The organism is Allobosea sp. BE125 (assembly GCF_031456075.1).
Taxonomy (GTDB): Bacteria; Pseudomonadota; Alphaproteobacteria; order Rhizobiales; family Beijerinckiaceae; genus Allobosea.
In genome coordinates this window covers 259,390-284,903 of record NZ_JAVDTY010000006.1, presented here as the reverse complement: position 1 = coordinate 284,903, position 25,514 = coordinate 259,390, and the positions used below count along the sequence as shown (strand labels likewise).

At 65.7% G+C, this 25,514-nt stretch carries 26 protein-coding genes; 5 read left to right on the top strand and 21 right to left on the bottom strand.

Annotation, left to right across the window (positions count from 1 at the left end):
- Positions 1 to 39 precede the first annotated feature (39 nt).
- Positions 40 to 801, bottom strand: coding sequence for a glucose 1-dehydrogenase (locus J2Y55_RS16015; RefSeq protein ID WP_310155122.1), 762 nt, complete (start codon positions 799 to 801; stop codon positions 40 to 42).
- A gap of 308 nt (positions 802 to 1,109) precedes the next feature.
- Here J2Y55_RS16015 and J2Y55_RS16010 point away from each other — a divergent pair, with 308 nt between their 5' ends.
- Positions 1,110 to 1,901, top strand: a complete 792-nt coding sequence (locus tag J2Y55_RS16010) for a carboxymuconolactone decarboxylase family protein (protein WP_310155118.1) — start codon at positions 1,110 to 1,112, stop codon at positions 1,899 to 1,901.
- Positions 1,902 to 1,926: 25 nt separating this feature from the next.
- On the opposite strand, the gene J2Y55_RS16005 is transcribed toward J2Y55_RS16010, so the two are convergent.
- Positions 1,927 to 2,820 carry a LysR family transcriptional regulator gene (locus J2Y55_RS16005; protein ID WP_310155116.1) on the bottom strand — a complete coding sequence of 298 codons (894 nt, stop codon included), beginning with the start codon at positions 2,818 to 2,820 and terminating at the stop codon, positions 1,927 to 1,929.
- A 299-nt stretch (positions 2,821 to 3,119) separates the two neighbouring features.
- Here J2Y55_RS16005 and J2Y55_RS16000 point away from each other — a divergent pair, with 299 nt between their 5' ends.
- Both J2Y55_RS16000 and J2Y55_RS15995 read left to right on the top strand, forming a co-directional pair.
- Positions 3,120 to 3,515, top strand: coding sequence for a (R)-mandelonitrile lyase (locus J2Y55_RS16000; protein ID WP_310155113.1), 396 nt, complete (start codon positions 3,120 to 3,122; stop codon positions 3,513 to 3,515).
- Between the two features lie 143 nt (positions 3,516 to 3,658).
- Positions 3,659 to 5,242: a S10 family peptidase gene (locus J2Y55_RS15995; protein ID WP_310155109.1), complete on the top strand. Its 1,584-nt coding sequence runs from the start codon at positions 3,659 to 3,661 to the stop codon at positions 5,240 to 5,242.
- 73 nt (positions 5,243 to 5,315) lie between these two features.
- Here the strand turns inward: J2Y55_RS15995 and J2Y55_RS15990 are convergent, their stop codons facing one another.
- The 8 genes from J2Y55_RS15990 to J2Y55_RS15955 all read right to left on the bottom strand — a co-directional run bounded on the left by J2Y55_RS15990 (position 5,316) and on the right by J2Y55_RS15955 (position 13,213).
- Positions 5,316 to 5,522, bottom strand: a complete 207-nt coding sequence (locus J2Y55_RS15990) for a hypothetical protein (protein ID WP_310155106.1) — start codon at positions 5,520 to 5,522, stop codon at positions 5,316 to 5,318.
- A 303-nt stretch (positions 5,523 to 5,825) separates the two neighbouring features.
- Positions 5,826 to 6,404 (bottom strand): TetR/AcrR family transcriptional regulator, encoded by a 579-nt coding sequence (locus J2Y55_RS15985; protein WP_310155101.1) that lies wholly within the window; start codon positions 6,402 to 6,404, stop codon positions 5,826 to 5,828.
- Positions 6,405 to 6,457: 53 nt separating this feature from the next.
- A complete protein-coding gene (locus tag J2Y55_RS15980) occupies positions 6,458 to 7,279 on the bottom strand; it encodes an alpha/beta fold hydrolase (RefSeq protein ID WP_310155098.1) in 822 nt (273 codons plus the stop codon).
- Positions 7,276 to 8,067, bottom strand: coding sequence for an ABC transporter permease (locus tag J2Y55_RS15975; RefSeq protein WP_310155095.1), 792 nt, complete (start codon positions 8,065 to 8,067; stop codon positions 7,276 to 7,278). Before J2Y55_RS15975 ends, J2Y55_RS15980 begins: the two co-directional genes overlap by 4 nt.
- A complete protein-coding gene (locus tag J2Y55_RS15970) occupies positions 8,060 to 8,875 on the bottom strand; it encodes an ABC transporter permease (RefSeq protein WP_310155092.1) in 816 nt (271 codons plus the stop codon). The genes J2Y55_RS15975 and J2Y55_RS15970 overlap by 8 nt, the downstream gene beginning before the upstream one ends.
- A gap of 14 nt (positions 8,876 to 8,889) precedes the next feature.
- Positions 8,890 to 9,882 (bottom strand): ABC transporter substrate-binding protein, encoded by a 993-nt coding sequence (locus J2Y55_RS15965; protein WP_310155090.1) that lies wholly within the window; start codon positions 9,880 to 9,882, stop codon positions 8,890 to 8,892.
- Positions 9,879 to 10,658 carry an ABC transporter ATP-binding protein gene (locus tag J2Y55_RS15960; protein ID WP_310155087.1) on the bottom strand — a complete coding sequence of 260 codons (780 nt, stop codon included), beginning with the start codon at positions 10,656 to 10,658 and terminating at the stop codon, positions 9,879 to 9,881. The genes J2Y55_RS15965 and J2Y55_RS15960 overlap by 4 nt, the downstream gene beginning before the upstream one ends.
- Positions 10,659 to 10,840: 182 nt before the next feature.
- Complete coding sequence (locus tag J2Y55_RS15955) at positions 10,841 to 13,213, bottom strand: xanthine dehydrogenase family protein molybdopterin-binding subunit (protein ID WP_310155084.1); 2,373 nt, start codon at positions 13,211 to 13,213, stop codon at positions 10,841 to 10,843.
- Between the two features lie 268 nt (positions 13,214 to 13,481).
- Between J2Y55_RS15955 and J2Y55_RS15950 the strand changes: the two genes are divergently transcribed.
- Positions 13,482 to 14,549 (top strand): cupin domain-containing protein, encoded by a 1,068-nt coding sequence (locus J2Y55_RS15950; RefSeq protein WP_310155078.1) that lies wholly within the window; start codon positions 13,482 to 13,484, stop codon positions 14,547 to 14,549.
- A gap of 196 nt (positions 14,550 to 14,745) precedes the next feature.
- Here the strand turns inward: J2Y55_RS15950 and J2Y55_RS15945 are convergent, their stop codons facing one another.
- The 7 genes from J2Y55_RS15945 to J2Y55_RS15915 all read right to left on the bottom strand — a co-directional run bounded on the left by J2Y55_RS15945 (position 14,746) and on the right by J2Y55_RS15915 (position 22,392).
- Positions 14,746 to 15,996 (bottom strand): glutamine amidotransferase-related protein, encoded by a 1,251-nt coding sequence (locus tag J2Y55_RS15945; protein ID WP_310155075.1) that lies wholly within the window; start codon positions 15,994 to 15,996, stop codon positions 14,746 to 14,748.
- A gap of 71 nt (positions 15,997 to 16,067) precedes the next feature.
- Positions 16,068 to 17,237, bottom strand: coding sequence for a M24 family metallopeptidase (locus J2Y55_RS15940; protein WP_310155072.1), 1,170 nt, complete (start codon positions 17,235 to 17,237; stop codon positions 16,068 to 16,070).
- A 3-nt stretch (positions 17,238 to 17,240) separates the two neighbouring features.
- Positions 17,241 to 18,368: a mandelate racemase/muconate lactonizing enzyme family protein gene (locus tag J2Y55_RS15935; protein ID WP_310155069.1), complete on the bottom strand. Its 1,128-nt coding sequence runs from the start codon at positions 18,366 to 18,368 to the stop codon at positions 17,241 to 17,243.
- An 11-nt stretch (positions 18,369 to 18,379) separates the two neighbouring features.
- Positions 18,380 to 19,537 carry a M20 family metallopeptidase gene (locus J2Y55_RS15930; RefSeq protein ID WP_310155066.1) on the bottom strand — a complete coding sequence of 386 codons (1,158 nt, stop codon included), beginning with the start codon at positions 19,535 to 19,537 and terminating at the stop codon, positions 18,380 to 18,382.
- An 85-nt stretch (positions 19,538 to 19,622) separates the two neighbouring features.
- Positions 19,623 to 20,366: an amino acid ABC transporter ATP-binding protein gene (locus J2Y55_RS15925; protein ID WP_310155063.1), complete on the bottom strand. Its 744-nt coding sequence runs from the start codon at positions 20,364 to 20,366 to the stop codon at positions 19,623 to 19,625.
- A 79-nt stretch (positions 20,367 to 20,445) separates the two neighbouring features.
- A complete protein-coding gene (locus J2Y55_RS15920) occupies positions 20,446 to 21,165 on the bottom strand; it encodes an amino acid ABC transporter permease (RefSeq protein ID WP_310155060.1) in 720 nt (239 codons plus the stop codon).
- 417 nt (positions 21,166 to 21,582) lie between these two features.
- On the bottom strand, positions 21,583 to 22,392 hold the full coding sequence (locus tag J2Y55_RS15915) for an ABC transporter substrate-binding protein (protein WP_310155058.1): 810 nt from the start codon (positions 22,390 to 22,392) through the stop codon (positions 21,583 to 21,585).
- 285 nt (positions 22,393 to 22,677) lie between these two features.
- Between J2Y55_RS15915 and J2Y55_RS15910 the strand changes: the two genes are divergently transcribed.
- Positions 22,678 to 23,604, top strand: a complete 927-nt coding sequence (locus tag J2Y55_RS15910; RefSeq protein ID WP_310155055.1) for a GntR family transcriptional regulator — start codon at positions 22,678 to 22,680, stop codon at positions 23,602 to 23,604.
- A gap of 87 nt (positions 23,605 to 23,691) precedes the next feature.
- Here the strand turns inward: J2Y55_RS15910 and J2Y55_RS15905 are convergent, their stop codons facing one another.
- Genes J2Y55_RS15905 through J2Y55_RS15890 form a run of 4 tightly spaced genes read right to left on the bottom strand, consistent with a single transcriptional unit; the run spans position 23,692 to position 25,469 of the window.
- Positions 23,692 to 23,985: a hypothetical protein gene (locus J2Y55_RS15905; RefSeq protein WP_310155052.1), complete on the bottom strand. Its 294-nt coding sequence runs from the start codon at positions 23,983 to 23,985 to the stop codon at positions 23,692 to 23,694.
- Positions 23,986 to 23,990: 5 nt separating this feature from the next.
- Entirely contained in the window at positions 23,991 to 24,539 is a 549-nt protein-coding gene (locus tag J2Y55_RS15900; protein ID WP_310155049.1) for a hypothetical protein, read from the bottom strand.
- The gene (locus J2Y55_RS15895; protein ID WP_310155046.1) at positions 24,497 to 25,012 is read right to left on the bottom strand and encodes an RHS repeat-associated core domain-containing protein; all 516 of its coding nucleotides are present in this window, start codon (positions 25,010 to 25,012) and stop codon (positions 24,497 to 24,499) included. The genes J2Y55_RS15900 and J2Y55_RS15895 overlap by 43 nt, the downstream gene beginning before the upstream one ends.
- On the bottom strand, positions 24,945 to 25,469 hold the full coding sequence (locus J2Y55_RS15890) for a hypothetical protein (protein WP_310155043.1): 525 nt from the start codon (positions 25,467 to 25,469) through the stop codon (positions 24,945 to 24,947). The genes J2Y55_RS15895 and J2Y55_RS15890 overlap by 68 nt, the downstream gene beginning before the upstream one ends.
- Positions 25,470 to 25,514: the final 45 nt, after the last annotated feature.

Here is a 25,514-nt window from a genome sequence, read left to right as displayed (position 1 = left end):
GTCGACCTGCCGTTTCGTATTCAAGCTGCCGTTTCGCATTCAGCGGACGGTGTAGCCGCCATCGACCGGCAAGGCGTGGCCGATCACAAAGCTGGAGGCCGGGCTGCAGAGCCAGAGCACCGCATCGGCGATCTCCTCGGGGCGGCCAAGCCGGCCGATCGGGACCTCCTTCATCATCTCCGCCATGGCGTCGGCCTGGGTCTCCAGCATGCCCGAAACCATCGGCGTCTCGATGATGCCGGGGCAGACCGCGTTGATCCGGATGCCCCGGGCCGCATATTCGAGCCCGGCGCTCTTGGTCAGCCCGACGACGCCGTGCTTGGAGGCGTGGTAGATGCCGCGTTCGGCAATGCCGACGAGCCCGCCGAGCGAGGAGTTGTTGACGATCGCGCCGCTGCCTTGCTTTCGCATCTGGATCAGCTCGTGTTTCATGCAGTTCCAGACCCCGGTCAGGTTGACGCCGATGACGCGGGCGTAATCGGCCGGGTCCGCATCGGCGGTCTCGACGACGGGGCTCTGGATGCCGGCATTGTTGAAGGCAGCGTCGAGACGGCCGAAGCTCGCGACGGTCTGCGTGACCATCGCCGCGACCGCGTCGAGATCGGAAACATCGCAGGCGATGGCGATGGCGCGATGCCCGGCGCCTGTCAGCGTTTCGACGACCGAGCGGACCGCATCCGCATTGACGTCGGCCAGCGCCACGGCCGCCCCTGCCTCGGCGAAGGCCCGCGCCGTCGCCAGCCCCATGCCGGACGCAGCGCCCGTCACCAGCGCAACCTTGCCTTGAAAATACCCGTCCACGGAATCGATACCTGCCGTCGTTTTGATGAGCAGGGACGATAAGTCGGCGACGCGGTCGCGATTAGCCGGCAGTCACGGCTAGGGCCTAGCGACCGGCCTCATGAATGAGATGGGCTGCGTCCGCAGCACCATTCATGAATCCCGCAGCTGAGCCCTATCGCCAAAGGCGGTCTAAAACCCGGGCTCGGGCGATACCAATTTGGAGCTGACATGGGCGCCGCGGACACGGGCGACGCGTCGGCAAGATCGCACGACGCAAGATCGCACGGCGATCGGCGCCGTCATTGGATCACCGGAAGGGACATGACATGAAACTCGTCAGTGCGGCTTTGGTCTCGCTGGGTACTCTGACTTCGGCTGTCGCCGAAGCCGGCTCCGGCCCGGCCCGCGCCTCGACTCCCGCCGGCGTCCTCTCCTCCGCGGATGTCCGTTCGGTGGCGCCTGCCCTGGAGAAGTACACGCAGGACAATCTGCTCGGCGATCTCTGGAAGCGTCCGGGCTTAAGCCCGCGCGACCGCAGCATCGTCACGCTCTCGGTGCTGATCGCGCGCAGCCAGACGCTCGAGATGCCGTTCCATTTCGCGCTGGCCCTCGACAATGGCGTGAAGCCGGCCGAGATTTCCGAGATCATCACGCATCTCGCCTTCTATTCAGGCTGGGGCAACGCGACTTCGGCCGTGGCCGTGGCGAAGGACGTTTTCGCGCAGCGCGGCGTGCGGCCCGATCAGCTGCCCGCCGCCTCGCCCGCTCCGCTTCCGCTCGACCAGGCCAGCGAGCAGAACCGGGCGACCCGCGTTCAGACCGACGTCGGCCCGATTTCGCAAGGGCTGGTCGACGACACCGGGAAGCTGTTGTTCAACGATTTGTGGCTGCGTCCCGATCTTGCACCGCGCGACCGCAGCCTGGTGACGGTCAGCTCGCTGATCGCGGGCGGACAGGTCGCGCAGATTCCCTACCATCTCGGCCGGGCCATGGATAACGGCCTGACGCAGGAGCAGGCGTCGGAAGTGATCTCGCACATAGCCTTCTACGCCGGCTGGCCAAATGCCTTCTCGACCGTGCCGGTCGCAAAGACCGTTTTCGAGTCCCGCAAGAAGTAGCCGGGCGCCGGCGTCGGGCGCCGCGCTACTTGCGATGGCGCAGTGCATCGATCAGCAGCGAGAAGGCCGGCGAGGCTTGGCGCCGGCTCGGATAATAGATGTGGTAGCCCTGCCAGACCGGGCACCAGTCGCCGAGCAGACGCACCAGGCGTCCATCGGCGAGATAGGGTTCTGCGATTTCTTCCGGCATGTGGGCGATGCCGCGCCCGGCCACGCTGGCCTTGAGGTTCTGGAAGATGCTGTTGAAGATCAGCTGGCCCTCCACCCGCACCCGGACCTCGCGACCATCCTTCTCGAATTCCCAGGCATAGAGCCCGCCATGGGTCGGCAGGCGCAAGTTGATGCAACAGTGCCCGACGAGGTCCTGGGGTGTCTCAGGCGTCGTGCGGCCGGCGAGGTAGCCCGGTGCGGCAACGACGGCGAAGCGGATATCGGGGCCGATCCGCACCGAAATCATGTCCTTGGCGACCTGCTCGCCCATGCGAACGCCGGCATCGAAGCCTTCGGCGACGATATCGGCCAGGCCGTAATCGCTGACGAGCTCGACCTTGATGTCGGGATATTCGCTCAGGAACGGGACGAGCTTCTCCCAGATGGCGGTGTCGATCGCGACGTCCGACGCGGAAATCCGGATAGATCCGGCCGGTTTGTCCCTGAACTCGCTGAGAAAGGCGAGCTCGGCTTCGATCTCCTCGAAACGCGGCCCGACATTCAGCAACAGATGCTGCCCAGCCTGCGTCGGCGAGACGCTGCGCGTCGAACGGGTCAGCAGGCGCACGCCCAGCCGCTGCTCGAGATGCTTGACGGTGTGGCTGAGCGCCGACTGCGAGACGCCGATCTTGGCGGCAGCCCGGGTGAAACTCTTTTCGCGCGCGACTGCGAGGAAGGCCAGCAAGTCGTTGATGTTCTCCCGCGACATTCATGAACCCTTCTCATTGCCGGCCCGTCATCAGACCCAATAGCGGCGGGCGCAAGGCCGTCTCTCTGTGTTGCAGGCGACGGCATTGATGAGGGCAGTTTCTAGGCCCATCCGTTCTGGTCCACCTTATCCCGGGGCTGCGTCAGCACCAGATTGACGCCAGGCTGCCCCTATGGCCCCGGCATGTGGACGAAGCGCTCCGGCCGGTTGCCACGATGGTCGCCCATCGCTGCGAAGCCGACACCCGCATCGTCGGTTTGGCTCGGTGCAGACAGACGCACTGTATGGAAGAGGTCACCATGGACATCAGGAAAGTCGGCTCCCAGCCCTCCGGCAAGGGTCCGAGCGACTACTTCACCGGAACCGTTCGCGTCGACCCGCTATTCTCGGCCCCGTCGCCGGCCCGGGTCTCGGGCGCACGCGTCACCTTCGAGCCCGGTGCCCGGACGGCATGGCACACGCATCCGCTCGGCCAGACATTGATCGTGACGGAAGGCTTCGGGCGCGTGCAGCGCGAGGGCGGGCCAATCGAGGAGATCCGGCCGGGCGACGTCGTCTGGTTTCCACCGGGCGAGCGGCATTGGCATGGCGCATCGCCGACGACCGCGATGACCCATCTCGCCATCCAGGAGCAACTCGACGGCAGGGCCGTCGACTGGCTGGAGAAGGTTTCGGACGAGCAGTACCGGAAGTAACCGCCGGGCCCGAAGCATCCGGCGCCGGCTCGGCAAGCGCCCCCTTTCCAAAGGCAGGGCAGCTCTGACGGCTTCGTGAAACGGCGCCGCGGGCCAAGCTTCCCTCCCTCGGCTACACTCGTCGCGCCCTACAGAGGTTTTGCATGACATCTTTCCTCCGCCGCCTCGCTTTCGCTGGTTTGATCGCCAGTTTCGCCTGGGTCCAGTCGGAAGGCGTTTTTGCGCAAGGGGCCGGAGCGACACGAGGCGGCGGCCCATCGCAGGCGGTTCCGGCATCGTCGGGGGCTGCCGGCACGGCCTTGCCATCCCCGTCCTTGCCGTCCCAGTCCTTGCCACCCCAGTCCGTGACCCGCCACGCGATCGACCTGCCGGGCCGGACCCTGCATTACACGGCGACGGCCGGAGCGCTGCCGGTGCGCGACCAATCCGGCCGGCTGCTGGCGGAGATTGCCTATGTCTCCTACGCGCTCGACCGCGAAGGCGCTGCTGTCGCGGCCGAGCGTCCCGTCACCTTTGCCGTCAATGGCGGGCCGGGCGCCGCTTCGGCCTATCTCCACCTCGGCCTCATGGGTCCCAGGCGCCTGCCCTTCGGCCGGCAGGGCGACACGCCCTCCTCTCCCACCGACCTCGTCGCCAATGCCGAGACCTGGCTGGATTTCACCGATCTCGTCTTCATCGACCCCGTCGGTGCGGGCTTCAGCCGCTTCGCACCCGGCAATGACGATGCGCGCGCCCTGCTCTGGTCGGCCGAAGGCGACTACAAGTCGCTGGCGCGCTTCATCGCGAACTGGCTGCGGCTCAACGACCGCCTCGGCTCGCCCAAATTCATCGTCGGCGAAAGCTATGGCGGCTTTCGTGCGCCCAAGATCGTCAGCGAACTGCAGACCTCCGACGGAGTCGGGCTGTCGGGCATGCTGCTGCTCTCGCCCGTGCTCGACTTCACCTATCAGCGCGACGCTCGGGGATCGCCATTGCGCTGGGCGGTTCAGCTCCCGTCGCTGGCAGCGACCCCGCTCGAACGCGAAGGCCGCCTGTCGCGCCAGGCGCTCCTGGAGACCGAGAGCTATGCCGCCGGCGATTATCTCGCGGATCTGTTGAAGGGGCCGCGCGACAAGGCGGCGGTGCAGCGGATCGTCGAGAGGGTCACCGCCTTGACGGGGCTTGACCGGATGCTTGTCGAACGCCTCGGTGGAAAGATCGACACGGGCACGTTCCTGAGGGAGATCGGCCGCGATCGGCAACTGGTCGGCAGCCCCTATGACGGGGCGGTGTTTGCTCTCGACCCCGACCCTGACGCGGCCCGGACCCGGGCGCCCGATGCGGTGTTGGAGGCCATCACCGCTCCGCTAACCGGTGCGATGCTGCGCCTCTACGCCGAAGAGCTGAAATGGCAGCCCGACGGCCGCTATTTTCTGCTCAACGAAGACGTCTCCCGGCGCTGGAGCTATGGGCAAGGCCGGGGAGATCGGGAGTCGATGCGAGAGCTGCGCAGCGCACTGGCCCTCGATCCGCATCTGCAGGTCATCGTGGCGCATGGCATGACCGATCTCGTCACGCCCTATTTCGAAAGCAAGCTCCTGCTCGACCAGTTGCCGCCGCTCGGCGACGAGGCGCGGGTCAAGCTCGAACTCTTCCCAGGCGGCCACATGTTCTATTCGCGCGACGCCTCGCGCCAGAACCTGCGCGAAGCCGTCCGCATGATGATCGAAGCGCGGCGCGGCCTTTGAGGCGACGCCGTTATCTTGAAGGTCCTGCATGCAAAAGGCGCCGCCCAGCGGGCGACGCCTTCGCTTACGACGGTTACTCCGTCGCGGTCGCAGCGGTCTCGGTGGCATTCGTCCCGGAGGCATTTTGGGCGACAACGGTCGCCTGCTCGGCCTGGGAGGCAGCCGCTGCCTGCTGGCGATCGCTGCGCAGCGAAGCCTGCGTGTCGGTCTTGCTAAGCGAGCACGCCATCGCGGAGGAGGCGGAGAGGGCGAGAGCGGACAGCACGATAGCAATCTTCATGATCTGGATCCTCACCTTGTTGAACCATGGAAGACATCACGTCTGGGAGCGCCTCGACGATAAGGCGGCTTGGTCCGGGTGATTAGCCGCCGTCACGCGATCGGGCTTATGAGACGGTTTCATGAGAGATGCCGTCGCGCGTCACCATCAGGCCGCCCCCGCCCCTCGGCCGATCTGGCCGCCCGCCCGGATCGCCCGCCAGACCGCCTAGAGCCGGCATGTCGAGATGCGTGACGCACGAGCGACGTCCGATCATACCCCGAAACCGGACCTCAAAAAACACAAGGGGGGTTTAAGGAGAGCTCATCGGGTGTCGGCCGCGATACCCCGTAGGAAAAGCTCGACGGCTGATGCCACCATACGATCGATCTCTTGCCATTGAGGCGTGTCATCGACGCGAAACAGCAGGCGGGTGCGTGCGGTGGCGATGACGAGCGACGCATAGTGCCAGGCGGCAAGGTCGCAGTCCGGGCAATCGATCTCTCCGGCATCGGCGCGCTCCTGCAGGAAGGCTGCAAGGGCCTTGTGAGCCATTTCGGGCCCCTGCTCGAAATAGCGCCGGCTGATGGTCGGAAATCGCTGGGCCTCGCCGACGCAGAGGCGGTGCAGCGCCACGACCTCGGGCGCCAGCACGGCGCGGCTGTAGTGATGTGCATGGTTGCGCAGAATTTCCGCGATCGGCCGGCCGCGCGCATCCTCGCTCACCAGCGGTGCGATCAGCCTTGCGCAAGCGGTTTCGAGGATATGCAGGAACAGCCGCTCCTTGTCGCCGAAATGGGCGTAGATCGTCGGCTTCGAGACACGGGCGCGGCGCGCGATCTCATCGATGCTGACAGCGGCGAAGCCATGCGCGACGAACAGATCACGGGCGACCTTTGCCACGCGTTCGCGCGACGACGCGGCCGGACGTCCTCGCTTGACCGGAGCGGGAGCGATCATGAGGCGGCAGCGCCGCTGTGCCTGGCGATGAAGCCGATCACCGCTGCATCGAACTCGCGCGGCTTCTCGATGTTCACGAGATGGCCGGCGCCTGGAATGATCGTCAGTTCGGCGCCGGGGATCATGCCGGCGAGCTCGCGCGCCATCTCCGGCGTCGTCAGCCGGTCCTCGCCGCCGCACACGACATGGGTCGGCACCGCGATCTCGCCGAGCCTGTCATGCGTGTCGGTCCGCACCGTCGATTCGATGCTCTTGATGTAGCTTGCCTTGTGCAGGCGGGTCATGCTGTCGATCAGCTTGTCGAGAGACTCCTGACTGGCGTGGGCACTGACCAGCGTTCTGGCGACCGGGCCGGCGATATCCCTGGGTTCGCCGCCATTGATCAGCGGCTCCTTCCTGAGGCGAATGAACTCGGCCTTCTTCTCCTCGCTGAAATGCGAGAATCCACGATGGGTGTCGCAGAGCGAGAGCGTCAGGACGCGTTCGGGATAGCTCTCCATGAAATCCATGGCGATGCGCCCGCCCATGGACAGGCCGACGATATGGGCCTTCGCGGCGCCGAAATGGTCGAGCACGCGGGCCAAATCATGCGAGAAGTCGCGGAAAATCAGGTCGCCCTCATAGTCATCGCTTTCGCCGTAGCCGCGCGCATCCCAGGCGACGGCATGGAAATGCTCGGCAAAGGCCGGCAGGTTATCGTGCCAGTTGCGCTTGTTGCCGCCGATGCCGTGCATGAAGACGACGAGCTCGCCCTTGCCGGCGTGGTCGACGGCAATGAAAGGCGCGGGCCCGATCCTTGTGGTGGTCCAAGCGGTCATGAGCTTCCTCCCTGGTTGCGCGAATAGGCTTGCGCCAGCGGACGCAGCAGCAGCCGGTCCAGCGCGAAGACGATGACGACGATGACGAGGCAGATGGCGAAGACCATCGCGGCGTTGGCGTTGGACTGGGCCTGCACGAGCAGGTAGCCGAGCCCGGTCTGGGCGCCGAAGAGCTCGGCGACCAGCGCGATCTTCCAGGCGATCCCCGTCGCCACGCGCAGGCCCGAGATCAGGAAAGGCGCCAGCAGAGGCAGCGTGACCCTGGTAAAGCTGCGCCAGCGCCGCCGCGTGAAGCTGCGGCCCATCTCCTCCAGATCGGCATCGATCTGGCGAAAGCCCTCGAGCACGGCGATGAGGCAGAAGGGCAGCACGATCGCAACCTGGATGAAGATGACGGTGCCGTTCGAGACGCCGAACCACATCACGCCGAGGATGGCCCAGCCGACCCCGGGAAAGGAGTTCAGGACAAGCAAAATCCGCGCTTCCAGCACGGCAGCGAACAGATCGGAGGCGCGGGCCGCCAGCCCCAGCCCGATCGCGAGCGCCATGGTGAGCACGAGCGCGGCCGTGATCCGGGCGAAGCTGACGCCGACATGGATCAGGAGCGAAGGTTCGACCAGCAGCGTTCCGAAGGTCCGCAGGACATCCCAGGGTCCCGGCAGGACGAAAGCGGGCAAGCCTCGCGCCGTCGACCACCACAGCAGCACGAAGAGCAGGATCGCACCCTCGGCGAGGCCATGCGACGTGAAGCCGGCAGCGCCGGGACGGGCGGCTTGCGGTTCAACCATGGCGATAGCGCCGGTCGAGCCGGCGCTGCAGCGGCCGAAACAGCACCGTCTCCGTCAGGGCCACGAACAGGATGATGAAAACGATCACGGCGAAGATCGTCTCGGTGTCGAACTCCTGCCGCGCCGTGTTGAGCAAGTAGCCGACGCCGACATTGCCGCCGAAGAGCTCGGCCGTGAGCACGACCTTCCAGGCGACACCGAAGCCGGTGCGCAGCGCAGCGAAACCATAGGGCACGAGCATCGGCACGAGCAGCGTCCGGATCGGCGGCAGGCGGCTGCGCGTCAGGCTGCGGCCAAGTTCGACGAGGTCGCGATCGAGTTCGTTCAAACCAGTCCTGATGTTGATGGTCGTGAACGGCGTCAGGATCAGCGTGACCGCGAAAACCACGGTGACGCTGTTGATCCCGAACCAGAGGATGGCGAGGAAGAGCCAGCCGATCCCGGAAAAGGCATTGAGGAACGGGGTCAGCCTTGCATCGATCAGCAGGCGTAGCACCGGCACGGCATGGGCGGTGACCGCAAGCGTGCCGCCGATCAGGAAGGAGAGCACGAGCGCGGCCGCGACATGGCCGAGCGATGCCATGAGCTGCACGGTCAGCGTCGGGTCGGTCAGGAACTGCGCCATGCGCTGCAGCACGGGCCAGGGACCCGGCAGCAGATAGGCCGGCACCAGCTGCGCATAACCCCACCACGCCGCGACGAAGACGACGGTGAAACCGTGCAGGACGATGTCGCGCCGCATCAGGCGCCACAGGCTTGGCGCGGCTTCACTTGGCGCGGCTTCCCCCGGTGCCGACGAGACAGGCATCAAGCGCGCAGGCCTCAACTGCGGTTGACCTTCTGCCAGATCGCCTCGTTCATCGGCGGCAGCTTGGTCAGGATCCCCATCTCGACAGAGCGCTTCCAGAGGATGTCGATCGCCTTCACGTCGTCGGGCAGCAGCGTCACCGGAAATTCGGAGAAGCGCGTGAACCAGGCCTTGAAGAAGTCGGGGTCGGTCTGCGTCTCCTTGCCGACGGCTGCGAAGACCTCGTCCTGGTTGGCGAGCGCGTAGTCCACCGAGGCGCGCAGCACGCGCAGGAACTCCTCGTACAGCGCCGGCTGGGCATCGAGCTTGTCGCCATAGCCCGCCAGCACCGCGGAGACCATGCGGACACCGAAGCGCTGCGTCATGTCGCCGGCCGTGCGCGCGATCGAGACGAATTCGCCCGTCTTCTGCGCCTGGAAGGCCTGGGCGTGGATCAGCGTCGCCGCATCGACCCGGCCCGCAGCCAGTGCGGCCGGCATCGCGGGCGCCGGCATCTCGACGAACTCGATGTCGCCGCCGCGCTGGGCGACGTTGAAGCCGTGCACGTCGGCGAGCGCGATGCGGATCAGCGTCGTTCCAGCCGAGCCGATCGCGTAGATTGCGACCTTCTTGCCCTTGAGATCGGCGGCCGAGCGGATCGGGCTGCCGCGCTTGACCCAGATGTCGGAGCCCTCGCCAGAGATGTGGTAGCGCAGACCGGTGCCGACGATGCGCAGGTCGAGCCCGCGCTCGCGAGCCCGCGGCACCGCGATGGCGGCTGTCTCGATCACGTCGTAGCTGCGTGCGGCCGTCGCCTGGATCAGCGCCGCGATGTCGAGCGGCGTGCTCTCGATGCGCAGCGTCGGCGAGGTCACCTTGCCGTTCCGCAAGGCCCAGAGCGCGGCCTCGTGCGAGGGATCGGCGAGATAGCCGAACTTGAGCGTGGCGATTTGGGCCTGCGCGCCGGTTGCCAGCGGCAGCGCGAGCCCGATGCCCAATGCGGTTCGCCTCGTGAGGCCTTGCCTCATGCCGTGATCTCCTCGTGCTCGGGTTCGCCCATCTCGTGGAACAGAGCGGCCAGCTCGGCGCGCATGGCGCGCAGCGACGGGTCGCTCTCGACATCGCGCGGGCGCGGCCCGGCAATCTCCAGCGTCCGCGCCACCGTGGCAGGCTTGGGCCGCAATACGACGATGCGGTCCGCCAGCATCAGCGCCTCGTCGATGTCGTGCGTGACGAAGACGACCGTCTTGCCAGAGCCCTGCCAGAGCTCGACGACCTGGCGGCGCAGGCGCGTGCGCGTGTTGGGGTCGAGCGCCGAGAACGGCTCGTCCATCAGGATGATGTCGGGATCGATGGCGAAGGCCCGCGCAATGGCGACGCGCTGCTTCTCGCCGCCAGACAGCGCCGCCGGCAGCTTGTGTCCGTCCTGGCCGAGGCCGACGCGGCGCATTTGCAGCAGCGCGCGTTCGCGGCGCTCGGCGACCTGCATCGCCGGCAGCCGGAGCTCGAGCCCGAACGCGGCGTTCTCGAGCGCGGTCTTCCACGGCAGCAGCCGCGGCGACTGGAAGACATAGGCGATCTGATCCCAGGCGCGGGCCGGCGGCAGGCCCTTGACCCGGATCTCCCCTCCCGAATGCGGCATCAGATCGCCCATCAGACGCAACGCCGTCGACTTGCCGCAACCCGACGGCCCGAGCAGGCAGAGGAACTCGCCCGCGGCCACCTCGAAGCTCAGATCCTCATAGATCGCGGCACCTGCAATATGCAGCGCGACATGATCGAACGAGACCGCAGGAGAAGCCACTTGATCGCCTCCAGCTTTACTAAACCGTATCGTATAAAAAATGCCGGACGACCGATTGTCAATACGCTGGTTCATGCCGGCGGGGCCGACTCCGAACGCATGCCGGAATTCACAGGCCGGCGTTCAATGACGGCTGAACCGCCGATCCACGGCTGGCCGGAGCCGCGAGCCCCTGCCGATGGTCAGGCCGCCCGCCCAGACCGGATCGCCCGCCAGACCGCCTGAGGCGTCGCCGGCATGTCGAGATGCGTGATGCCGTGGGGCGCGAGTGCATCGACGACCGCGTTCATCACCGAGGGCAAGGAGCCCGCGCAACCCGCCTCCCCGCAGCCCTTGGCGCCGACCCGGTTATTCTGCGTCGGCACGCCCTGGCTGATGAAGGAGAAGAAGGGCACATCGGCCGCCCGCGGCAAGGCGTAGTCCATATAGGAGCCGCTCATCAGCTGGCCGCTATCGTCATAGACGGTGCGCTCGAACAGGGCCTGGCCGATGCCCTGGACGACGCCGCCATGGAGCTGCCCCTCGACGATCATCGGGTTCACCACCGTGCCGAAATCATTGACCATGACATAGCGCGCGATCGCGACATGCCCGGTCTCAGGATCGATCTCGACCTCGGCCACATGGCAGCCATTGGGATAGGCCGAAGGCGCCGCTTTGAAGACATGATCGACGTCGAGCGACTGCGGCAGTCCTGGCGCGAGCGCCGTGCCGGCCCGCAGCCGCGCCGCCAGTTCCATGATGCCGATCGCGCGGTCGGTGCCGACGACGCTGAACTGGCCCGCCGCAAACGCGATATCGGCGCTATCAGCCTCCAGGACATGGCCGGCGATCAGCTTGCCCTTTTCGATGACGAGATCGCTCGCCTCGATGATCGCCGAGCCGCTCGCCATCAGCGACTTCGAGCCGCCCGTGCCGCCGCCCGCAATCAGCCGGTCGCTGTCGCCCTGCACGAGCTTGATCTTGTCGAAGGGCACGCCGAGCTGGCTGGTGAGCAATTGGGCGAAGGGCGTCCAATGACCCTGGCCGTAATCCAGCGTGCCGGTGACGATGGTCACGCTGCCGTCCGGCTCGAAATGGATGCCGCCCATTTCATTGCTCGGCGGCGCCGTGACCTCGAGATAGCAGCCGATGCCGCGCCCGCGCAGCAGCCCGGCCTTGCGGCTCGTCTTCAATCGCCCGGCATAGCCCTTCCAATCGGAGGCTTCGAGCGCCCGCTCGAACAGCGCCGGGAAATCGCCGCTGTCATAGACCGTGCCCACCGGCGTCGCCCAGGGCAGCCTCTTGGGCTGGACCAGATTGCGTCGGCGCAGGCTCGCCCGGTCGATGCCCATGCCGCGGGCGGCCTTGTCGATCAGCCGCTCCATCAGATAGTTGCCTTCCGGGCGGCCGGCGCCGCGATAGGCGCCGATCGGGGCCGTATTGGTCACCACGCAACGCGTCGCGACCTCGACGAGCGGGGTCTGGTACATGCCGACCGAGTTCTTGCCGATATTCAGCGTCGCCATCAGCGGCCCGGCGGGCGTGACATAAGCGCCCATATTGGCCACCCCGGTGAAGCGCGTCGCGAGGAAGCGCCCGCGCGCGTCCAGGGCCAACTCGGCCTCGAAGACCATGTCGCGGCCATGGTGATCCGAAACGAAGCTCTCCGAGCGCTGATCGGTCCATCTGACCGGCCGCTTCAGCATGCGGGCGGCGTGCAGGAGGACGACATATTCGGGAAAGACCGAGGCCTTCATGCCGAAGGAGCCGCCGACATGGCCGGTGACCAGGCGCATTGCTGCCGGCTTCACACCCATAGCCGCAGCCAGGCTGTTGCGCATGCCGAAAGCGCCCTGGCTCGGCGCGTGCAGCGTGTAGCGCTTCGATTTTCCGTCAAAGCTCGCAATCGCCGCGCGCGGCTCGATCGGGTTGACGACGACGCGGTTGTTGACGATCCGCAACCGGGCGACATGCGCGGCCCCAGCGAAGGCAGCCGTGACCTTAACAGCGTCGCCGGAGTGAAAATCGAGGATCAGATTGCCGGCGACGTCGTCATAGAGTTGCGGCGCTTCGGGCTTAAGCGCCGCCTCGGCCTCGGTGACGGCGGGCAGGATATCGATGTCGAGCCTGACCGCTTCGGCGGCGTTGCGGGCCTGATCAGCTGTACGCGCGACGACGACCGCGATGGGGTCGCCGACGAAGCGGACCTTGCCTTCCGCCAGCGCCGCCCGCCGGGGCTTTCGCATCGCCGTGCCATCGCGGGCCGGCAGGTCATTGGGCGCCATGATGGTGGCGTAGCCCTGCCCTTCGAGGTCGGCTGCGGTATAGATGGCGACGACGCCCTTCATCGCGTGCGCCTCTGCCGTATCCACCGCCTTCAGCTCCCCATGCGCATGCGGGCTGCGCACGAAGGCCGCGAATAGCTGCCGCTCGACGCTGAGATCATCGGTATAGCGCCCCAGCCCCTGCACGAGGATCGCGTCCTCCCGGCGCGGCACGCGCTGGCCGATCTCGACCGAAGCCGCGGCAGCGCCACCAGGGGAAACGTCAGCAGGGGAAACGCGAGAGTTCATCAGGCACCGGCCAAAGGAGAATGGGAGAGATGGGCGAACGGGGAGGAAAGCTCGGCCTCATTGATAGGGCGGGTGTTGGACCTGCTGAAAGAGCGCCCGATGCAGCCCCGCCAAGCGCCCAGCGGTTGCGAAACGCGCAGAGCATGCCAAACTCACACGAGGTCGCCAAACTCACAGACCGAGCCGGCATCGTCGCGAAGGCAGGCTCGCAAAAGCATGATGGTTGGCTGCCCCACGACTGGGCGAACGGAACGGAACAGGTGTCCTGATGGGCCTTCGCTTCATTTTCATGCTCACGCGCAACGACCGCACGGTCAGCGACGCGATGGAGCAGCTTGCGACCGCGCTGGCGCTCGGCGTCCGGCATATCGGTTTCAAGGATATCGGCCTGCCGCTCGACGCGCTGAAGGCGCTCAAGACAGCGATCAGGGCGGGCGGCGCGACATCCTATCTCGAGGTGGTCTCGCTCGATCGAGACAGCGAGATCGCCTCGGCGAAAGCCGCCGTCGAGATCGGCATCGACAATCTGCTCGGCGGCACCAGGGTCGACGACGTGCTGCCGATCATTGCCGGCACGACGATCCAGTACTGCCCGTTCCCCGGCACGATCTCCGGACATCCCAGTGTTCTAGAGGGCACGATCGACGAGATCGTCGCCAGCGCACGGGCGCTCGCCGCGCGCGAGGGCGTGCACGGGCTCGATCTCCTGGCCTATCGCTCGCATGAGAACGTGCCGGCGCTGATCGCTGCCGTCTGCGGCGCGGTGTCCAAGCCCGTCTATGTGGCGGGGTCGATCGACACGCCGGGCCAGATCGCCGCCCTGAAGCGGGCCGGGGCCGCCGGCTTCACCATCGGCACGGCCGCTCTCGACGGGAAATATCCGGCCGACGGCACCGATGTGCCGCGCCAGCTGGCCACGATCATCCGCGATGTCGCGCAGCTCAACCGGCACATCTCGCCGTTTCACAAGGATAATCTGACGCACGCTTTCGGGCGCTTTTCCGAGCGGCGCTTTTCCGACGCCTGGCCCCCTCGCCTCGCTGCTTCGGCCAATAATCCGCGGATCAGGCTGGCGACGCTGGAGGGCGAGACCGGCTGGCATTTCAACAGCCGGGAAGACGAGGTCTTCTTCGTCCATCAGGGCCGGCTGCTGATGAAGTTCCGCGACCGCGACGAGGTGATCGAGGAAGGCGAGTTCATCCTCGTGCCGCGCGGCGTCGAACGCTGCCCGACCGCGCTGGAAAAGGCCTGCAAGGTCGTCATGCTCGAGATCGCGGCGACGGGCCGCGACAGCCAAGGCGGCAAGGAACAAGGCGGCAAGGAACAACGCGCCTGACGGCTGCGCCCCGGGAGCAGGCTTCGGATCAGATTCTGATTCAACTGGATCGGAAACTGATTCAGGTATTTGTTATAACGCATTGTTTTAGCGCGTTTTCTTCGCGCGAACCGGTGTCCGCCTCGCTCGAGAGCGCCCTCGCGCGGCACTGCGTTTCACTGGCACCGAATTCCAGAAGGGCAGCAACGCCCGCCTTTCAAAATTCCGGAATCCGTTGTCGGCGTCGAGGCGAAGAACGCCGAGGCCTGACATTGCTCTTCAACGCGTCAATACGCTGGCCCAAGAGCCCACGTCGTTCACCAATGCGAACGGTTCCGTCGCGCGTTGCGAGAAGGAAGGCCAGAAAGACGGGATGCGGCGCGCTCGCCGCCGGCGCCAGTTCGGGGTGACCCTGGAGGCCCAGGAAGAAGGGATGACCGGGCCATTCGACGGCATCGACGACGCGGCCGGCGAAGCTGGTCGCGCTGACGACGAGACCCGCCTCCTGCAGGTCGCGACGCAGCGACGGTGCGAGATGAAAACGATGGTTGCAGCGCACGCGCATCGTCTGCGTTCCCATCAAGGCGGCAAGCCGCGTACCCGGTACGAGATCGACATTTGCATCGCCGGTGCGATGTTCGGGCAGGATCGCGGAGCCATCGGCGGTCATCTCCGCCGCCATGGCGACGAAGCTCTTGGTTCGCGCCTCGGGATCGGCCTCGGCGAGATTGACCATGCCATCCCCCAAAACCCTCTGCGCGAAGGCGGTCGTCATGGTCTGCATGCCCAGGCATAGGCCGAGCACCGGAACGCCGCGAGCCAGCGCAAATCGCGCCGCACGGATCTGGCCGGGGACATTGCCCATGTCCGAACCGCCCGGCAGGAGGATGCCCGCGGCATCCTCGTACAGCGCTGCATCGCTGTCCCGCGGATCGGTGAAACGGATGGTGATCGCGAGATCGAGGGCCGCAATGGCGTCCTGCAGCGAGGCGAGCGCAGCCGGGTAGACGTTGCGATGGTCGTGCTCGCGCCCGACGAGACAGATTGAACGGGAGGGCTGGGTGGGCCAGGCCTGGACCGGTGCCGCTCCCGCCTCCTCCAGCGCCGCGATCTCCTCATCGATCGGAATGCCGCCCTGCAGCGCGCCTTCGCGCAGCAGGCGGCTGTCCTGCCCGAAGCTCGGATGGATCGGCACCACGACATCGGCCTGGTGCGCCGCCGAGAGGATCTCCGCAACGCTCGCCGCCGCCGCGATCGGGCGGCCCAGAATGCGCTCGGCGAAATAGAGCCCGCTCGGTCCGAGGCCACCTGCGGCGTGGACATATTGCTCGGCGTCGGGATGAGCCGCGAGATCGAACAGCGCGGGCAGATGCATGAAGCGCGCGCCGCGCCGGAGCGCAGCGACCGCCGCCGCTGCTCCGAACCGGGCCGGACGAGCCGTGTGGTCGATCACGAGATGGAGGGTCACGGCGTCCCCATATTGCGAAGCGGGCGGTCGAGATCGATCAAGCCACGTCTTGGTTCAAGCCACTTCTTGGTTCAAGCCACTTGCAGCAGCGCCCTGTCGATGGTGCCGAGCACGCGGTGGCCGGTTTGCGTCACCACGATCGTCTCGCTGACGCCGACGGTAAAGCGGCCATAGATGCGCAGCGCCGGCGGCAGGTGGAACGCCATGCCGGGCTGGAGTTCGGTCTTGACGCCCTTGTTCAGGTTCAGGATCGCGCCTTCGCCCCAATCGGGCGCGAAGGAGATGCCGACGCTGTAGCCGAGGCGCTTGCGGAAGGCGTCGGTATAGCCGGCCTTGTCGATCACGGCCTGGCAGGCGAGATGGGGCACCTCGCAGGCGACGCCCGGCCGGATTTCGTCCAAAGCGGCGGCAAGGGCGTCCTGGCAGGCCTTCATCATGTCGCTCGCCACGGCGGGCGGCGCACCGAGCCAGGCCGAGCGCATCAGCGCGGCGTGGTAGCGATCGTGGCAGGCGGCCATTTCGAGGAAGGCGGGGTCGCCCGCCTCGATGCGGCGGCGCTTCCAGGTGCCGTGCGGCACACCAGAGCGCGGGCCGGACGAGACCAGCGGCTCCATGCCCATATATTCCGAGCCGGCCGCGATCGCCGCGCCCATCATCGCCGCCACGAGATCGTTCTCGGTCGCGCCCGGCTTCACGGCGGCCAGGCCCGCCTTCATCCCGGCGTCGACATAAGCTGCGGCATAGTCGAGCTTCTCCAGCTCCAGCGGCGACTTGATGGCGCGCAGCGCCTCGACGATACCAGCCGCATCGCCAATAGTGCCGAGCTCGGCCTGGAGCGCTTCATAGACGGCGATCGGCAGGAACCAGCCGCGCTTGTCGATGGCGACGCGCTTGCCGGCGAGGCCCTTGTCGCGGATCACCTTGGTCAGGAAGCCGACCGGATCCTCGCCGTCCTGGTAGATGGCGGCGTCCGCGATGAAGGTGTTGGCGATGAAATTGAAATATTCGAGCTGCCGGATGACGAAGACGGGATCGCCCTCGACCGGCAGCACCAGCGCCTGGAAGGTGTAGTAGCCCGGCGTCTGCTGCCCGGTGAGGTAGAAGATGTTCTCAGGTCCGGTGACGACCATCACGTCGAGCTCGGCCGCAGCGAGACGCTGGCGTGCCCTGGCGACGCGGCCGTCATATTCGCCCCGAGGAAAGGCCGATTCCGAACCCTGTACGACGCTGCCGATATCCATCGCTCAATTCTCCCAGAGTGTCTCTGTGCGCTCGCGCGCGAAGGAAAGGCCGAGGCCAGGCAGCGCCGGAGCGGACACCAGGCCATCCGCATAGACGAGGCCCGGCGCCGGATCGTTGCTCAGGCCGTCGGCGCCATAGAGCTCGGCGAAACGCGGCTGCGTGGCGACGCATAGATGCAGCGCGGCGGCGGTGGCGAGGCCACCCTCGTTCATCTGGCCGATCATGCAGGGCACGCCGGCCACTGCCAGCGCCCGGGCCGCGCGCAAAGCAGGCGCGAGGCCCCCGAGCTTCACCAGCTTCAGATGCGCCATCAGCCTGTGGCCGCCTGCGGCGAGGCGCATCGCGTCATCCTCGCCCCTGACGCTCTCGTCGAGCATGATCGGGATGGGACTGGCCTCGGCGAGCCGCGCCAGCAGATCGAAGCCAACCGGCGCGACCGGTTGCTCGACATAGGCGAGATCGAACGGCGCCAGCGCCTCAAGCCGTGCCGGCGCGTCCGCCAGGCTCCAGGCCGCATTCGCGTCGACCGCGATCTTGACGCCGGCACCGAAGCGCGCGCGCAGGCTGCGGATACGGGCGAGATCCTCAGTGAAATCGGCCGCGCCGATGCGCACCTTCAGATCCCTGAAGCCGCGCGCGACATAGGCCTGCGCCTGGCGTTGGAAGGTCGCATCGTCCGAGATGAACAGGGTCTGGTTGGTCGCATAGGTGACCGGCCCGGCCTCGGACTTGCCCAGCTCTGACTTGCCCAGCTCGGACTTGCCCAGGAACGCCGCCAGCGGCTGGCCGGCGCGTTTGGCGGCGAGATCGTGCAAGGCGAGATCGACCAGCATGCGCAGCGGCGCAGCGGCGCGCGAGAGCAGCGGCGGCGGCGCGGCCAGGAGCGTCTCGGGGGCGGGCGTCAGGTCGAGGCGCGGCAGCAGCGCGAGCGCCTCCGTGACGACAGCCTCCGCGGCGAGCCCGTTGAGATAGGCGATGTTGATCCGGACCTCGCCTGTGGCCGCGATGCCGTCGGCGTCCTGCAAAGCGAGATAGAGCGTGTCGAGGCCCGCGACCGGCCCCGACGAGGCCGTGTGCAGCAGCAGGCCGCCGCCATAGCTCAGCATCGCCCGGTGCAGGGACAGGCGCATCGGCTTTCCCCTCAACCCGACAGCATCGCGGCGGCGACGTCGCGATAGATCAGGCTCGCGGTCACGAATTCGTCGACCGGCACGAACTCGTCGGCCTTGTGCGCGACGGAGAGCGAGCCCGGACCGATCACGACGCCCTCGGCCCCCGTCGCTCGGAAATGCACGAGGTCGCAGCCGCCCTGGAAGCCGAACGGGCCCGGCTCGGCGATGCCGTGGCGGCGCGCCGCCGCGAGGCTGCGTTGCACGATCGGCCGGTCGGGGGCGGTCTCGGTGGCACCGCCTGTGGTGGCTTTCCACTCCAGGATATCGGCGCGCAGGCCGAAGCGCGCATGGGCCTGTTTCAGCAGCAGCGCGATCTCCGCCTTGACGCCATCCTCGTCCTCGCCCGGCACCATCCGTCGGTCGAGCAGCAGGTCGCAGGCGCCGGGCAAGACATTGTCGGCATGGCCGCCATGGATGCGCGTCACGGTGAGGCTCGCCTCGCCGACGAGCGGGTGGGTACGGCGCCGGACATTCGCCTCATGCTCCTCGGCGACCATGGCGAGAAGCTGCCCGGCACGCAGGACGGCGTTCTCGCCGAGATGCGGCGTGCCCGAATGGGCGGGGACGCCGTGGACGCGCACGAGCGGGCGCAGGCTGCCCTTATGGGCGCTGTAGATCGTGTTGGAGGTCGGCTCGCCGACCACCGCGACATCGATCTTCGGCCGCTTGGCGGCATAGTGCTTGGCCCCCTCGCTGGCGATCTCCTCATCGGCGACGAAGATGGCGAGCAGCGTGCCCGACCAGCTCTGACGCGTCGCTGCCAGCATGCGCACGGCCTCCAGCATGGCTGCGAGCGGGCCCTTGCAGTCGCAGGCGCCGCGCCCGTAGAGGCGCCCCTCCGCCTCGCGCAGGACAAAAGGATCGCTCGTCCAGCCGTCGCCGGCGGGCACGACGTCCATATGCGTGTTGAAGGCGAAGACCGGCCCCGGTCCGTTGAGCAGGCGCGCCTCCACATTGACGCGGCCGGACTTGTATTCGTCGAGCGCGACGTCGAGGCCGATCTCGCGCAGCCGCGCCGCGACGTAGTCGGCCGCCTCCAGCTCGCGCCCGGGCGGGTTTTCCGTGCGGATGGCGACGAGTTCGGCGAGCTCGCGCTTCATGCGGGATGCGTCGGGGGAGATTGTCATGGCGTGCCTCGAAACCGGCCGCTCAAGGCCTGATGCATGACGCCGAAAAGTGGGAACCGGTTTTCGGGCGACGTCATGCTCGCTCTCAATGCAGGATCTGGTCGAGGAATTGCCGCGCCCGCGCATTCACGGTGCCACCGAAGAAATCCGCGCTCTTGGCGATCTCGACGATCCGCCCGGCTTCCATGAAGACGATGCGGTCGGCAGCACGCTTGGCGAAGCCCATCTCATGGGTGACGACGATGCTGGTCATGCCCTCGGCCGACAGCTCCGCCATCACATCGAGCACCTCGCGGATCATTTCCGGGTCCAGCGCCGAGGTGGGCTCGTCGTAAAGCATCACGGCCGGCTTCATCGCGAGCGCCCGCGCGATGGCGACGCGCTGCTGCTGCCCGCCGGACAGTTCGTCGGGGTAGCTGTCGGTCTTGTCGGGGATGCGGACCTTCCTGAGCAGCCCGAGCGCAATGTCATGGGCATCCTGGCGCGACAGGCCGAGAACCTTCATCGGTGCGAGCATGATGTTCTCGGCGGCGCTCAGATGCTGGAACAGCTCGAAATTCTGGAACACCATGCCGATCTCCTGCCGGATCATCGGCGCCGCCCTCAGATCCCGCCCGATATCCTGCCCCTTGAAGAAGATGTTGCCGCGGTCGGGCGGCTCCAGGAGGTTCACGCAGCGCAGCAGGGTCGATTTGCCGGAGCCCGACGGCCCGATCAGCACGACGGTCTCCTTCTCGTGAACCTCCAGGGAGCAGGTCTTCAGCGCCTGGAGCTGGCCGAAGCTCTTCTCGATGCCGATCAGTTCAAGCAGCGGGCGTTGCGCGGTCATGACGGCCTCCCGCGATCGGGACAGAATGCGTGCCTCGGGAATATTTGCTTCAGGAATACTTGCCTCGGGAATGCCTGCCTCATCGGATGTCAGCCGCCGCAGTCAGGCGCTCGACGAGCGGCTTGGCCTGCCTTCGTGCACGGGCCCGCTTGGGGTCCAGCGCCTGCTCGATCCAGGCTTGGCCCGCCATGAAGATGGTCGTGAGCACGAGATAGTAGATGCCGGCGGCCGAGAGGGCCTCGAAATAGCGGAAATTGGCGCTCGCTGTCTGGTTCGCGATCAAAAGCAGCTCTTCCACCGCCACGACGGAGACGAGCGCGCTCGTCTTCAGCATTCCGATCATCTGGTTGCCGACCGGGGGAAGGATGATGCGCAGCGCCTGCGGCAGCACGACGTGACGCATGACGCCCGCGCGCGTCATGCCGAGCGCAAGGCCGGCCGTGCGCTGGCCCCTGGTCACCGATTTGATGCCGGAACGCAGGATCTCCGCCATATAGGCGCCCTCGTTCAGCGAAAGCGCGATCACCGCCGACATGAAGGCCGACAGGCGAATGCCGAAGCCCGGCAGGACATTGTAGATGAAGATGATCTGGAACAGCACGGGCGTGCCGCGGAACAGCCAGAGATAGAAGAGCGCGATGACGCGCAGAAGCTTCAGCCTCGCCTCCTGAAGCAGGGCGACGACCAGCCCCGCCAGGATGCCGAAGAACAGGGACGTCACGGTGATGAGCAGCGTCATCATCGCGCCGTGAAAGAAGATCGGCGACAGCACGTAATCGAGGACGAGCTGTAAGGACATCAGGACACTCGGCCATGCATGGTTCGATGAGCCCGTATGGAACCTCCAGCCCTCATCCTGAGGAGCCGCGAAGCGGCGTCTCGAAGGATGCTCCAGATGGTTCGGGAGCCTCCTGGAGCATCCTTCGAGACGCCATTCCCAAGGAAATGGCCCCTCAGGATGAGGGCTCGCCGAGTTTCCAAACGGGCTTTGAGGTCTCGCTTGGTTCTGAGATCTTGCATGGCTCTGAGATCTCGGCTGCGCGGCAACGTCATGGCGGCCTCGTCAGGCGAGACCGCAAGAGCAGGATGCGAAAAAGTGGGAACCGGTTTTTCGCATTGATCCTGCTCTAACTCTTAGATGAGAGACGGATTCAGATTTCAGTCGCGATCACTTGGTGATCCCGACTGAAATCATCCGGCTCTAGTCTTGCGGAACTCAGTTGAAGATCGAGACCGAGGCCGGCAGCTTCCACTTCGCCAGCAGGCCCTTATAGGTTCCGTCCGCAACGACCTCCGCGATGGCAGCCTTGAGCGAGGCCTGCATCGCTTCATCGCCCTTGCGGGTGGCGATGCCGATCGAGGTGTTCGACTCGAACTCCGCCCCGACCGTCTCGAAGATCCCGGGCAATTCGTCGAGCACCTTCGCAGCGCCCGGCGTCGAGTCGTAGACTGCGTCCGCTCGCCCCTGGCGCAGGTTCAGCCAGGAATCCTGCGCGGTCGGGAAGGTCTTCACATCGACGCTCTTGAGGCCCTTGTCCTTGCAGTTCTTGTCATCGGCGCGAGCCTGGCTCTCCTGGATGCCGCCGAGCGTGACGGCAATGGTCTTGCCGCAGAGCGTCTCGTTGCGGCCGGTGATCTTGGCGGCATTGCCGGCCTGGACCACCACCATGTTGCCGATCTTCATGTAAGGCACGAAATCGACCTGCTCGGCCCGCGCCGGGTTCATGTACATCGCCGAATTGATGATATCGAGCCGCCCGCCCTGCAGCGCGGGGATGAGGCCCTTGAACTCCATGTTCATCGGCGCCGCCTTGGCCTTCAGCTTCTGGCTGATCGCCTCGATGAAATCGATATCGAAGCCGGCGAGCTTGCCATCCTTCTGGAACTCGAAGGGCGCGAATGTCGCCGCGACGCCATAGGTCAGCGCGCCTGCCTCGACGAGGCCGCTCTTGGGCAGCTCTGCAGCCATTGCGGCGTGGGCCAACCCCAATGGCACGATGAAGGCTGAAGCGAGTTTTCGAAGCATGCCATTCCCCTCGTTGCGAACAGATTGCTCTATTGATCAGCAACAATACAAGCCGGAACCGGAGAGGAGTCAACGCAGCCCCTGCGTGGCGCTTGATCAAATACCGGGCACGTCCTGGCGAAATCCGCGCCGGAATCGGCTTGCGCCCCGCACCATGTGAGAGCGAGGCTCGCACCGCTTGGGGCCGCGGGCTCAATGGTGGCGCCGCTGCGCTTGCTCAAAACAGCCACCCCATTGTATCGATTGTTTGAGATTGTTCGATCAGTGCGATCAGATAGGGACAGGATGGCCCGCGGTTCGAGCCAGCGGCGGCACAAGCTCGCCAATCAAATTCTCGATGTCGTCCGCGAGGCGCGCTTTGAACCCGGACACCATCTGCGCGAGCAGGCGCTCGGCGACCTGCTTCAGGTTTCGCGGACGCCGATCCGCTCGGCGCTACAGCTTCTCGCCGAACGCGGCATCCTCGAAGCGCGCCGCAACCACGGCTATTTCCTCCTGGCGCGCCCTGAAGAGCTTTACCGGCTCGAACTGGAGGTGCCCTCCACATCCGATCAGGATCTGTATGCGCTGATCGTGCAGGATCGCCTGGTCGGGCGACTGCCGGTGACCTTCATTCAAAGCGACATCGCGCGACGTTATGAGGTGGACCGCGCCGCGCTCCAGAGGACGCTGCTACGCCTGCTCGACGATGGCCTCATCCATCGCAATACCGGGCGCGGCTGGAGCTTCGTGCCGACCTTGGACACCAAGATCGGCATGCACGGCAGCTACGCATTCCGCAGCATCATCGAGCCCGCCATCCTGCTGCTGCAGGACTTCAGGGCGGATGCGGCCATGATAGAGCGCAGCCGCCTGCAGCACCTCTACCTCGTGGCCCATCCTGCGATCGAAACCGTGGACCGGGCCCAGCTGTTCGAGACGGATGCCCAGTTCCACGAAATGCTGGCGGAATTCGGCGGCAACCCGTTCTTCCTCCAGGCCATCCAGCAGCAGAACCGCATGCGGCGGCTTCTCGAATTCGGCGGCTATGTCAATCGCCGCCGGGTCAAGGACTGGTGCCGCGAGCACCTGGCCATTCTCGACGCGGTCGGCGCCGGCGCCCGCGAGAAGGCTGCTCAGATGATGGGCGAGCATCTGAAAAACGCCTTCGCCGCGGTCCCGAACTTCAGCCTCGAGGGTCGTAGCTCTCACCTGGCGAAACATCGCGCCTGACAACCGTGGCGAACACCGTCTTGGCCGTGCCGACGGTCTTCTGTTTGCGCCGGCCCTGGGCGTCACGCGTGCCGTGAATTCAGGTCCTTAATTATAAATCTCGACAATCCGTCCAGTTGCGATTGTTTTCCCCTCCCACAACGAGATCTGTCCATCAATCTTGAGAAAAGGCTTCGCATCCTCAAAAATCAAAAACTTGACACGAATTAGGCACGAGCGGCCAAATTCTATAGATTTTCCTTCAAGAAAGAGCCGACAATCAAAGGCTCGACCTTTCACGTAGAGTGGGCATCCGAAATATTCTCCCACGATGGGGGTCTGACGCCCACCTTGATCGGGGGTCAGGAGGCGAATTTCGATCAGCGCATCAGGCTTCAGCATGGCGATCATCTCGGAATTGGCATCGACATTAAGATTTGAGGAACGAGGCCTTTCAGTTGCTCGTTCTGAATGACGAATGCGGGGATACCACGATCGACGGTGGCTTGCGAAAGAGTTTTGATCAAAGCCGTTGGAACTTGCGTTCTTATCAAAGTGTAAGGCGAATCTCCGAACGTACTAACCGCCTGTTTCGCGTAGAAGGCTGCCGACTCTGCCGAACTGGTAAAATACGTACCTTCAGCGGATCCAAGATTCCGAAACACGCCGGTGGATTGAATATCTGCAAGTTCTCCAAGCCCCACAGCCCGAAAGAGGGTGGTCGATTCGATTGCTGTTGCGCCAGCTCTAAGACCGGCTTGTGCTCTTGTAGCAAGGCCGAGCGTTGCAACTCCCATGGCATCACCGAAAGACACAGCTCCATAGATCGCGGCTGTACCGTAGTTGCCCGCATTAAATTGCTGTTGCGCCAGGCCAGCATAATAGGCCCCTGGTACGGTATTGACGGTGGACGTCAGCAACTGCCCGCCAATAACACCGGCCGCTTCCATCGCCATCCCCATGGATCGATCAGGTTCAGCGGATCGTTCCCGACATAGCCGTAAAGATTGAGCCCGCCTTGCGTCCCGATCGGGTCGGGCTGGAGGAAGCGGCCGAGCGCGGGGGCGTACATGCGGGCGCGGTAGTAATAGAGCCCGGTCTCGGGATCGACACGCTGGCCGGTGTAGCGGAAGGTGCCGGTCGATGCCGCGCTCTGGCCGAAGGGCAGATAGCCGGCCTTGGCGAGTGTGCCGGTGACTGACGTCAGCGTCGCCTGCACGGAACCCTGGATATCAGGAATGAAGCTCGTGCGTGCCGATGGCGAAACCTCGATCTGGTTCAACGCCTCGTTGGAGCCTAACCCATAGGCATACCAGCGCAGCACCTGCCCGCTCGTGCCGTCATACTCCAGCACCTCGCGATTATCGGCGTCGGTGACGAACACCGTCTTGACTGAGCCGATCGTCTTCTGCTTGCGCGTCGAAATCATAGCTCGCGACTGTCGTCGCACCTTGCATCACGCCCGTCAGCCGGTTCTCCGGATCATAGGCATAGGTGAAGCTTCCATCCGAGGTCAGGTTGCCATTGCCGTCATAGCTCGGCGTGACCGCGCCGACGGCGGTGTACTGGTCGAGATTATTGGCGGTGTAAGCGGTCGTGCCAGCAGCCGCTGGCGAGAGCCACCAGTTGGCATCGTTCGCGGTCTGGCCGATGCGCTGATTGGCCTGGTTATAGCTGTAACCGAAGGCGACGCTGCTGGCTGTGGGGGCAACCGCCGGCGCCGGCGCCGGGCTCCAGCTTACCGCGAGCGGGCGGTTCAGCGCATCATAACTCAGGTTCGTCGCGAAACTCACCGTTCCGCCCGAAGGCGGCAATGCATTGACCAGCGACGCGCCGGTATCGCTGACCGAGATCCCTCGCCCGGCGAGATCATAGGCATACCCCACCTGATATTCGCGCGATAATTAAACTATAAAATCTCACAAAACAAA